We start from the raw sequence: 7,079 nt of genomic DNA, 5'->3' as shown, positions 1-7,079 counted from the left end.
GGTCGCTCACGCCCCCAACTACCCTGCTGCCCACTCCTGCGGGCGGCAGACCACGCCGCCCGGTGCCCGCGACGGCTGCCTGCCCCGAACGCCTAACCTCCCCACACGCAACGAGTACCGGCGTGCGCTGACGCCTCATTCGCACATCCAGCCACCGTCGCGATGGACACCGAACGCGGCCGGTGTCCTGCGACAGATGCACGTCGGCGTCTCGTCCCCTGCCTCGTCCCCCTGACGGCCGCGTCAGGCCGTGGCAAGCAGGGAAGAGAGATGACGATACCGATGCGTCAGGACCCGGCATTCGAGTTGACCGACTTGCCTGGCGATCGCGTCGGCCAACGCCGGTGATACGGACGCTTGCACGACCGCGTCCCCACGCTCCCGCCACACCCGGTACAACGCCTGGAAGCGCGGGGCGGCGAAGGCCCCCGCCGCGCGCCTGAAGCGCGCATCGCGTGTGCCGAGGCCAGCACGCCGACCCTCCACGTACCACTGCAACTCGTCGCGCGTGTCGGGCCGCAGCGGCATGGCCAGTTGCTCGAAGAACGCCGTCATGTAGGTGCCGCTCGCCTTGGCCAAATGCTGTGGCACCAGGAGTCGGATGGTCCAGGCCGGCAGTGCCCTCAGCAGGTCGGCGTGGTGCTCCAGAAACGCCCGGAACTCGATGGGCGACGGACGGGTCAGCAGGTACAGGAACACCGTCGTGCGGGCATCGCGTGAGACGCCGATGGGCAGCTTGTCCACGAAGTGACGAACGGTCGCCGAATCCGCCCCCGCGTACGTCACCGTCGGCAGCTCCTCGCGCGGCACGGGGCGCTCGAGCGTGAAGTAGCCGACCTTGTCGTGCTCCGTGCCCAGCCACGTCACCGTCCGGTCGTCGAGCACGGCATCGAGGATCATCAATCGTTCGATGGCCCTGGCCAGCGCCATGGGCTTTCGGTGCCGGTTGTCCGCGTCGCCGATGGCTTCGTACAGGGGCCGGTGGTGCACGTGACAGATCAGCGCCCGATTGTGGCCGCAGGGCTGCATCGTCGCCATCCTCCTGGCGAGCAGGCTGGCAAAGAAGTCGTGCGACTTCTGCCCATGGACGATGCCTCCATAGGTGCAGTAGTGGCGATCCATGCAGGCCCCGCTGTGCAGCATCACGGTCACCAGAAACCCTGCCTGCCGGCCGGTGAAGCCGAACGCCTCGACGGCGGAGAGCCGCTCCTCCCACGTCACCGCAGCACCTCCTCGGCCAGATGAGGGTCGGGGCCCCGCCGCCCACCAGACCGTCCGCCCTTGCCCGACAGTCGCCCTCCGACTCGGCCACCAGACGACCGGTAGCGGGTGAAGCCCGCGCTCGCCTTCGCCGAGGCGTGGAGGCCGCGGTAGTGGAGGGTCGTGACCTCGATGTCCTCGATCTCGCGCCGGCCGTCCGTCGTCTCCAGTTCCAGGCGGAGGTCGGGGAACTGCACGTGGCCGTCGCGCACGGACAGCTCATGCTCCTCGGCCCACTGGCGCACTTCGTCCGGAGTCCGCTTGACCCGCCCATCCGACTCGGAACGTCCACGGTTCGGCTCCTGAAGGAATCGCTGATACTCGCGCTTCAGGTCGTGCTCGAGGACGACCCGCAGGATGCGTGCCTCGCGCTCCGCCTGTCGTTCTGCGCTTCGTTCGTACGCGCGGTACACCTGGGTGTCGTGACCCAGTTCGCGGGTGCGCAGTACCCCGGCGTGGAAGGTCTGGGCCGGCTCGTGGTCTGGTCGTCGGTGCGCCTCGAGCAGCGCCCTGCCCCGTTCCGTCAGGGTCACGACAGGCGTCCGACTGTCGCGCTCTGTCGGCGCGACCGTGGCGACCAGGCCGCTGGCGCGAAGATGCCGCAGGTCACCGTTCCAGAGCGCGCCGGCCTCACCGCGGTCGTCCTTCAGGTCGTCGACGGCGACAACCCGGAATGCCCCGAGCGTCGCCAGCGTCCGCACCTCCGAGGCCTTCAGGCTGTACACCTCGTCACCTAGCAACACGGGCTCGCGTTCGCGGCCCTGAGGCAGGTCCAGTCCCTCGGCAAAGACGTCTCGGGAGTCCCGGCTTGCACGCTCACGGGCATCAGACGTGCCCGATCCGCGGCCTGGGCTGGGCGGTCCCGACGATTCTCTCGTTCGGGGATCGATGTGGTCCCACATGGCTGTCTCCTCACCTTCGTGTCAGGTAGGGCTTCAGGTCCTCGTGGACGCTGTCGGGGGTGCCGAGCTGGCGGTCCACATGTGTGAGCTTCCGACCTGCGTCGCGAAGAAAGAGCCAGCGGGAGATGCCGTAGAACAGTGCGCAGAGATTCAGGAACAGCAGCAGGATGCCACCGCCGAGGACCTCGGCATGGCGGTGGAACAGCGTGGACTTGTACGGCGCGAGAAACGTCAGCTCGCCCGCCAGCCAGGCCACGAACAGGAACAACACGAGGGCGGCGAGAAAGGCAGCATTGGCGATCATCGTTTCGCCTCCTCGAACGCCTGGTCGACGCGGAAGTACGCAATCTGGAGGCCGAGCGGATTGACCCGGACGAACTCGTTCGGCACGTGGTCTCGGAGTGCGAAGTCGACCTGTGCGACGTGGGTTTCGCGAGACCGCTCGTGGCGCGTGCCTGGCGTGTAAAACACCTTCTGGAAGCTGACGGTGGCCTTGAACGGCGCCGTGGTCAGCTCGCTGAGGCTGACGTTCTGTACGACGATGTCGATCTCGTCGGCCGAGGGGGTCGCCAGGAACGTCTCGAGGGCGCGGCTCTGGTCGTTCTGGGAAATGGTGGCGTCTGCCAGCGTCGGCTCGAGGAACAACAGCGAATCCGGATACTCCCGCTGCACCGTGGTGCGGATACGGCTGAAGTGCTTGACGATGAACTGCGTGAGGAAGTAGCGCAGCTCGGGCGCTTGCGGCGCGTACCCCGTGGCGTCGTACTGCACCGCCTCAGCACGGCCCACCTGGTCGATCCGGATCACCAGGGGCTTCACCTCGGCGTAGCGGCTCGTCGTGTGGATGTTGAGACCGACCAGGCCGAGCGCCACCAGCGACACCAGGACGAGCGCAATCTTCAGGTAGGTGTTGAGCACCAGCGCCGACCCGTACACCTCAACGAACTGGCGCTTCGCGCTGTCAAGGGACTTGGGAGCGATGTCGCCGACCGTCGCGCGCATGCTGCACTCCTTCAGGCGCCGAAGTAGCCCTTCAGCAGGTGGTACGCCATCCACAAGACGCCGCAGGTGAACCCCAGGAGCATGGCCACGCCGATGGCGATGAACAGCAGTCGCCCGAACTCCGGCGACGCGGTCTCGTCGCGCTCAACCTGGTCCGGATCGTCCCATCGTCGTGCCATGGTTCTGCTCCTTACCGCCGACTGAGCACCCGGCCTACACCCACACGGGAAGACAGCGCGGTGCCACCGCCCCCTCCTGTGAAGATGTGATTGGTCAGAGTCGGGACCATCAGCATTCCGACGACAAACGTGCCGATCACGGCAACGGCCTGGAGGGCGTAGACCCCATACTCCGCCTGCGTAATCGTCGGCGGCAGGGTGGTGACGTATCGGAACACGAACTGCTCGAACACCATCAGAAACGCGACGGCCACCACAGGGATGAACGAGTACTGGATGAATGCCTTGAGCCAGCCCCAGAACAGCCAATCGAGCTTCGGCACGATGAAGAACGGCACGAAGATGGGGCCGAGCAAGGCGCATACGGCACTGGCGATCAGGCCGAACGAGATGACGGCCAGCGAGATAGCCTTCGCGAGCGCGACGAGGAGCAGGACGGTCCAGTAGATGAGGTTGGCCAGGATGGACCACGGGTCTGGCTGCATGAAGTGTTCGGTCAGCTCGTCCAGGTGCCGGTAGATGTTGTCAAAGGCGCGGGCCTCGAGCACCGACTGGAAGTAGTACGCCTGGTCGGTGATGAGGTTGCTGAACGACACGCCGATGCCAGGCAGGGGCGACTCGTAGAACGTGATCAGGGAGTAGCCGAACGAGACGAATAGCAGTAGCTTGGCAAAGTCGAACGTCTGATCTCCCAGCCCGTTGCCGGAGAACATCATCCGGATCCCGTGCCACGCGATGATGATGGTGGCGAACGCCATGAACAGCTGGTACCCGAAGCGGATGAACTCCGGCTCGTACGTCAGCAACAGGTTGCCGATGGCCTGCTGGATGGTGGGCAACAGGTTGAGCGAGGGCTGAGTAGGCATCGTCGTCTCCTGAAGCCGCTACGGCTGCCGCCACGTCCGAAGGGCGTCGCCCGAACCAGCCACCAGCGCCTCGTTGGCGGCACGGCGGTCACGCCACGCCACGATCTGCATGTTCATCGCTGCCGCATCTGTGTCGCGAGCGCGCTTGTTCTCGAGCAACAGCTGCTCGACGACTCCTGTCAGCAGGTGGCCTCGGGCCTCGCGCTGACGCGCCCCAATCAGGACGGCACCGCTGATCTTGTCGAGCACCGCTGTCGTGCTCTGCTCGAGCGTGCCGTTCGTGACGTCACCTTCGAGGCCGTCGATGGCTGCCAGTTCCCGCCGACCGTTCAGCCGTGTCTGGCCGCTCTGATGCGTCGCGGTGATGATGGCGGCGTCCGATGCCTGCACGGTGGCGAGTCGGGCGGCAAGGGCTCGCCTGGCCGTGGCAGGCAGCCGGCCCACGAGCGTCGCGGCTGGGACGAGCGGATGGCTGACACCCAGATAGGCGAGACCCGACGCGTCCCCGTAGTTCAAGGCGGCGTTGTACGCCCTCGAGAAGTGGAACAGTCGTGGGTCCTCGAAGTCGTGAATCCGCCACCGCGGCGCGTCAGGCACGCCGAACTTGCCAAGGTCCGTGAACATGCTCAGCCGCTGTGCCATTCGGCGCAGCTGGCTGTGCTCGTCGCGCTGCAGCAGTTGCAGGTACTCCTTCAACACGGCCGTGATTCGGCTCTGAGTCGTGACGGCGACGTCCGTCACGGTGATTTGCGCATGGGCACGGGCGGTCGTCACGAGGACGATGACAAGGGACAGGCAGATAGCACGCATCGCACTTCTCCTTCGTCAAGGCTGGCGCCAGGTGCGCAGGGCGTCACCTGTGCCCGCGACGAGCGCGTCATTCGCGGCGCGGCCGTCGCGCCAGGTGACCAGCTGCATGTTCATCGTCGCGGCCTCGGTGTCGCGCTGGCGCTTGCCCCGCGCCAGCAGCTGCTCGAGCGCGTGTGAGAGCAGCTGGTTCGTCGCCATGTCCTGCCGGCGGGCCAGCAACTCGCCGCCGGCGATCTTGTCGAGAATGGCCGTCATCTCGTGGTAGCGAAGCAAGCCGTTCAACACGTCCGACTCGAGTTCACGCACGGCGCCCTGGAGCTGGTCCTGGTAGCCCCGCAACGCGCCGACCTGGTGGCCCGCCATCAGCGCGACCGAGTCGCTGATTTCGATGGTGGCGTACTGTCGCTCGAACATCTGGCGCGCCGCGGCAGACAGGCCGCGCGCGGGCACGCCAGGCCGTTCGAGCGGCAGGGCGGACGCGTAGTAACCGGCGCCAGATGGGTCGCCGGCGTTCAACCCTCTTAGCCAGGACTCGGCGTACGACCACCGCCCGGCATCATGTCGGGCGACCCGTACGGGCGGCATCCGGTAGTGTTCCATCGCGCCCAAGCCCTGAGACATGCGCATGATGGTGCGGTACTGCGCCCGCAGTTCGTCCAGGTGGCGCTGCGCACTCTGCGCGATGAGCACCGCCTGCGTCAGGTGCGCGATATCAGTCACGGGGATCTGCGCCCGCGCCGGGACGACCGCTGACGCGGCAAGAACCAATGCAACGACGGCCGTTGTGCGGCTCGACATGACCATCCTCCTTAAATTCCACCGGCTCGACGGCCGCCCTGGAACGCCGGCAGTTCCAGGTCGCTGGTGAGGTAGACCTTCACGCGATGCCCCTCGCGGATGGTCACGGTGGGCAGCCGGTTGAGAAACCGGTTCATCACCTGCATGCTGGCCTGCGCGGTCGCGTCGCTGACACTTCCGGCAACGACGACGGTGCTGTCACTGTCGCCGCTCGACAGGCCGGCGGTGCCGATCCACTGTGCCAGGCCGCTGATGAGTCCGACGGCGGCAGCGGCCCCGAACGTGGACCAGTAGTGGTGATTCACCTTGTCTCGCAGGCCGGCATCGCCGATTTGGTTCAGGCCCATGAACCGGTCGAGACGGTAGGTGCGGCCATCAGGCAGGATCAGCCTATGGAGTGCCACGGCAAGGCGTGACTCCCCGAGCGATTGCACGGGCCGTGTCTCCCCGAGTATTCGCGCGCCGGCAGGGATGACGACCTGGTGGCCGCTGTGCGTATAGATCGGATTGGTCACGAGCAGATTCACCGGCGCGGCACTGCCTCCGTCAAGGCGGTTGGTGAGCACCGTGTCGATGAACGTGCCCTCCAGGAGCCGGTGCTGTGGGCCCGAGGCGGCAATGGGGCCGGTGAAGGCAGGCGCGCTCGATTCGGCAGCAGCAGCGGCCTGCGTGGCGGCTAGTGGTGCGGCCGGGCTGATCACCTGCGACGGGAATGTCGGCGCGCCCGACTTGGCCGTGGCGCGCATGACGGACTCGACGACCTCATCGACCGACGGCAGTCCGGATTCACCGGACGGTGCCGACGTCCGCGCCGTCTGTCCCCCGGGCCGTTCGTTGTCTGGCCGACGACTGACGGCGACATTGCTGGCAAACAGGCTTTCGTACTCACGCCGCCGCCGATCGGCTTCGAGGGGGTCCTCCCTCGGGGCCTGGGTGGGCTCGTCGTAGTACATCGCCGGGGCGGGCACACCTGGCTGCTCCGGAGCCTGGAGTTCGCGCAACGCCTGGGCCTCGAGCGATCGGAGCCGGTCCTGGTAGTCCCGCACCCGGTCGGCGCTGGGAGCCTGCGGCGGGGCAGCCGCCGTCGTCCTTCCAGTCGTTGGCTCGGGCCGACCGACCAGCAGGATTACGAGCAGGATGCCAGCGGCGAGTCCCGCCATCAGCCACGTCTGGAGGTTCCGAGGCAGCACCCCACGCGGTGCGATCCGGTGGTCGGTCACGCCCACCGTGCCTGGCGTGTCGGTTGGCTCAGTCATCGCCCT

General features: G+C 66.9%; 9 protein-coding genes. All 9 read right to left on the bottom strand.

From position 1 onward, the window contains the following. Window positions 1-243: 243 nt before the first annotated feature. The 9 genes from Q0C41_RS15665 to Q0C41_RS15625 all read right to left on the bottom strand — a co-directional run bounded on the left by Q0C41_RS15665 (window position 244) and on the right by Q0C41_RS15625 (window position 7,073). On the bottom strand, window positions 244-1,221 hold the full coding sequence (locus Q0C41_RS15665) for a hypothetical protein (RefSeq protein ID WP_291985037.1): 978 nt from the start codon (window positions 1,219-1,221) through the stop codon (window positions 244-246). Further along, window positions 1,218-1,985 (bottom strand): hypothetical protein, encoded by a 768-nt coding sequence (locus Q0C41_RS15660; protein ID WP_291985035.1) that lies wholly within the window; start codon window positions 1,983-1,985, stop codon window positions 1,218-1,220. Before Q0C41_RS15660 ends, Q0C41_RS15665 begins: the two co-directional genes overlap by 4 nt. A gap of 187 nt (window positions 1,986-2,172) precedes the next feature. Next, window positions 2,173-2,466 carry a hypothetical protein gene (locus Q0C41_RS15655; protein ID WP_291985033.1) on the bottom strand — a complete coding sequence of 98 codons (294 nt, stop codon included), beginning with the start codon at window positions 2,464-2,466 and terminating at the stop codon, window positions 2,173-2,175. After that, window positions 2,463-3,164, bottom strand: coding sequence for a VirB8/TrbF family protein (locus Q0C41_RS15650; protein WP_291985031.1), 702 nt, complete (start codon window positions 3,162-3,164; stop codon window positions 2,463-2,465). Before Q0C41_RS15650 ends, Q0C41_RS15655 begins: the two co-directional genes overlap by 4 nt. 11 nt (window positions 3,165-3,175) lie before the next feature. Further along, entirely contained in the window at window positions 3,176-3,343 is a 168-nt protein-coding gene (locus Q0C41_RS15645; RefSeq protein WP_291985029.1) for a hypothetical protein, read from the bottom strand. 11 nt (window positions 3,344-3,354) lie between these two features. Continuing rightward, window positions 3,355-4,209 carry a type IV secretion system protein gene (locus Q0C41_RS15640; RefSeq protein WP_291985028.1) on the bottom strand — a complete coding sequence of 285 codons (855 nt, stop codon included), beginning with the start codon at window positions 4,207-4,209 and terminating at the stop codon, window positions 3,355-3,357. An 18-nt stretch (window positions 4,210-4,227) separates the two neighbouring features. Then, window positions 4,228-5,019, bottom strand: coding sequence for a hypothetical protein (locus tag Q0C41_RS15635; protein ID WP_291985026.1), 792 nt, complete (start codon window positions 5,017-5,019; stop codon window positions 4,228-4,230). Window positions 5,020-5,034: 15 nt separating this feature from the next. Next, on the bottom strand, window positions 5,035-5,817 hold the full coding sequence (locus Q0C41_RS15630) for a hypothetical protein (RefSeq protein WP_291985024.1): 783 nt from the start codon (window positions 5,815-5,817) through the stop codon (window positions 5,035-5,037). A gap of 11 nt (window positions 5,818-5,828) precedes the next feature. Next, complete coding sequence (locus Q0C41_RS15625) at window positions 5,829-7,073, bottom strand: TrbI/VirB10 family protein (protein ID WP_291985022.1); 1,245 nt, start codon at window positions 7,071-7,073, stop codon at window positions 5,829-5,831. Between the last annotated feature and the right edge of the window lie 6 nt (window positions 7,074-7,079).

The organism is Luteitalea sp., from assembly GCF_022842525.1.
Lineage (GTDB): Bacteria > Acidobacteriota > Vicinamibacteria > Vicinamibacterales > Vicinamibacteraceae > Luteitalea.
Note: the sequence above shows the minus strand (reverse complement) of the source record. Positions and strands in the feature narration are given on the sequence as shown.

Excerpts from the sequence above, each read along its gene's own strand:
- Q0C41_RS15655 (WP_291985033.1), bottom strand. The coding sequence starts at position 2,466 with ATGATCGCCAATGCTGCCTTTCTCGCCGCCCTCGTGTTGTTCCTGTTC.
- Q0C41_RS15635 (WP_291985026.1), bottom strand. The coding sequence starts at position 5,019 with ATGCGTGCTATCTGCCTGTCCCTTGTCATCGTCCTCGTGACGACCGCC.
- Q0C41_RS15640 (WP_291985028.1), bottom strand. The coding sequence starts at position 4,209 with ATGCCTACTCAGCCCTCGCTCAACCTGTTGCCCACCATCCAGCAGGCC.
- Q0C41_RS15625 (WP_291985022.1), bottom strand. The coding sequence starts at position 7,073 with ATGACTGAGCCAACCGACACGCCAGGCACGGTGGGCGTGACCGACCAC.
- Q0C41_RS15645 (WP_291985029.1), bottom strand. The coding sequence starts at position 3,343 with ATGGCACGACGATGGGACGATCCGGACCAGGTTGAGCGCGACGAGACC.
- Q0C41_RS15630 (WP_291985024.1), bottom strand. The coding sequence starts at position 5,817 with ATGTCGAGCCGCACAACGGCCGTCGTTGCATTGGTTCTTGCCGCGTCA.
- Q0C41_RS15650 (WP_291985031.1), bottom strand. The coding sequence starts at position 3,164 with ATGCGCGCGACGGTCGGCGACATCGCTCCCAAGTCCCTTGACAGCGCG.